Consider the following 2520-nt stretch of genomic DNA (forward strand, 5'->3'; position numbering starts at 1 on the left):
CCTGACCATGACCCCGAGCCTGGCCGAACTTCCCCTCAGATCACTTGATCAACACGCCCTAGGCGGATCGCGTCCGGCGGGTTACGCTCCAACCAGCAATCATTTTCCCTTCAGTCGGGAGCTCGGACCGTCATGCCACTCCAGCCGGACATGCACCTGATCTCCGTGGACGATCACCTGATCGAGCATCCGCGGGTCTGGGCGGACCGGCTGCCGGCGAAGTGGGCGGAGCTGGCGCCGCACATCGTCGAGGTGCCGCGAGAGTCCGGCGGCCCGCCGAGCCAGGTGTGGGAGTACCAGGGCCGCCGGTACCCGCAGATCGGGTTGAACGCGGTGGCGGGCAAGGACCCGTCCGAGTGGAACATCGACCCGGCGCGCTTCGACGAGATGCTGCCGGGGTGCTACGACCCGAAGCAGCGGCTCGCGGACATGGATCTGGACGGGGTCCAGGCCGCGTTGTGCTTCCCCTCCTTCCCGCGGTTCGCGGGGACGGTTTTCCTGGAGGGTGAGGACCGTGAGGTCGCCCTCGCGTGCGTGCAGGCCTACAACGACTTCCTGATCGACGAGTGGTGCGCGGCCGACCCGCACCGCTACATCCCGCTGTCGATCCTGCCGTTGTGGGACGTCGACGCCTGCGTCGCGGAGATCCACCGGACGGCGGAGAAGGGGACGCGGACGATCTCGTTCCCGGAGAACACGTTCCCCCTCGGTCTGCCGTCGCTGCACGACCCGCACTGGGACCCGGTGTGGCGGGTGGCGGCGGAGCGCCGGTTGCCGCTCTCGCTGCACTTCGGCACCTCCGGGCAGTCCCCGCGGCCCTCGCCGGACGGCCCGCTCGCGGTGAGCATCACGTTGTTCGGGACGAACTCGATGTCCGCCGTCGTGGACCTGTTGTTCTCTCCCGTGTTCCACAAGCACCCGGACCTGAAGGTTGCGCTCTCCGAGGGCGGGATCGGGTGGATCCCCTACATCCTCGAGCGTGCGGACTACGTGTGGGAGCGTCACCGCTTCTACCAGAACGTGAACCAGGAGGTCCGGCCCTCGGAGTTGTTCCGCCGCAACGTGTACGCCTGCTTCATCGAGGACAAGCACGGTCTCGCGGTGCGCGAGTCCGTGGGCGTGAGCAACATGCTCTGGGAGTGCGACTACCCGCACTCGGACTCGAACTGGCCGAACAGCCGCAAGGTCGCGGAAGAGGTCTTCGCCGACGTCCCCGACGAGGACGTCCGACGGATCGTGGAGACCAACGCCCGCGAGCTGTTCCGCTTCCCGCGAGCCGCCGCGTGACCGACTCCCCGTCCGAGAAGAGCCTCGGTGCGTCCGACTGGGACGACGAGGACCTGCTCACGATCGCCGAGGCGTCGGAGCGGCTCGCGGAGGAGATCCGGCTGGCGCGCGAACGAGGCGACGACCAGCGTGAGAGAGAACTGACCGAGGCGGCGGAGCGCATCGCCGCCGCTCGTAACAAACCGATCTGATAACCCGTCACGGAAGGTACCGGCATGGCTCAAGGCATCGGGTCGCTCAACTTCAAGGCGATCACCGCCCCCTACGACCCCGACCTGAAGATCCACCTTCCGTCGAACACCCCGTTCGGGTTGACCGAGCAGGTCGTCTACCTCTATGGCGGCTGGCGCGAGGCCGACGGCACCCTGCACGTCTTCGAGCGCAAGTTCATCGGCCCGATGACGGCCGGCCTGTGGCTGATGAAGGCCCTCCACGGGTCTGTCGAGATCGACGACGTCTCCGCCGAGACCGTGCGCGGTGAGGTGAAGCGGTCCTACGGCGACGACGAGTACGTCCTCCAGGGCCAGATGATGGAGAAGATCGGCAAGGGCGGCCTGTCGTACAAGTTCGCCCTCCGCGCCGGTGAGTTCACCTGGACCGAGGGCGACGACGTCCTCGCCCTCGACGGCAAGCTCGTCGGCCCCGGCATCCAGATCTACGCGCCCGACGTCGCCGAGCCGCTGCTGTACATCAGTGAGCTCTACAAGGTGAAGGGCACCGTCAAGGGCGACGAGGTCGAGGGCTTCGTCTTCCTCGACCACGCCTACTGGGCCCCGGGCCACGACTGGAAGGAGTACCGCGTCTTCAAGGACCTCCAGCTCGGCTGGCAGGCCTTCGCGAACGAGTACTCCGACGGCAGCATCGAGTGGGGCCACCTGTGCCTCGGGCGGCACGGGTTCAACTTCACCGGCGTCGGCAGCGCCGATGGTCCGGTCTCGTGCGACAGCAGCGTGACCGCCGGCCTCGACCTCGGCGACGACGACTACTGCACCCGCCAGACCTGGCGGGCGAGCGACGGCAAGCGCTGGGTGTTCGAGCTCGAGGCCCCGCTCTCCGGCTTCACCAAGGCTCGCTGGGGCGGCTACCGCGCCCAGGCCGGCCACACCAAGCGCGTCGGCGACGACCGCGAGCTCCGGCTGGGCTTCAGCTGGCTCGAGACCTTCGGCGACCGCATCCGCGAGGACAAGATCCGCTCGTTCGACGAGGCGATGGCCGACGGCTGACCCTCTGCGG

At 68.0% G+C, this 2520-nt stretch carries 3 protein-coding genes; all 3 read left to right on the top strand.

The window, feature by feature from the left end; translation table 11 throughout:
- Window positions 1-132: 132 nt before the first annotated feature.
- The 3 genes from ABD401_RS08955 to ABD401_RS08965 are packed head-to-tail and all read left to right on the top strand — an operon-like array spanning window position 133 to window position 2510.
- A complete protein-coding gene (locus ABD401_RS08955; RefSeq protein WP_344603775.1) occupies window positions 133-1287 on the top strand; it encodes an amidohydrolase family protein in 1155 nt (384 codons plus the stop codon).
- Window positions 1284-1478, top strand: a complete 195-nt coding sequence (locus ABD401_RS08960) for a hypothetical protein (protein WP_344603777.1) — start codon at window positions 1284-1286, stop codon at window positions 1476-1478. Before ABD401_RS08955 ends, ABD401_RS08960 begins: the two co-directional genes overlap by 4 nt.
- A gap of 24 nt (window positions 1479-1502) precedes the next feature.
- Window positions 1503-2510: a hypothetical protein gene (locus tag ABD401_RS08965; protein WP_344603779.1), complete on the top strand. Its 1008-nt coding sequence runs from the start codon at window positions 1503-1505 to the stop codon at window positions 2508-2510.
- Window positions 2511-2520 lie beyond the last annotated feature (10 nt).

This window comes from Sporichthya brevicatena (assembly GCF_039525035.1).
In the GTDB taxonomy this organism is placed as follows: Bacteria; Actinomycetota; Actinomycetes; order Sporichthyales; family Sporichthyaceae; genus Sporichthya; species Sporichthya brevicatena.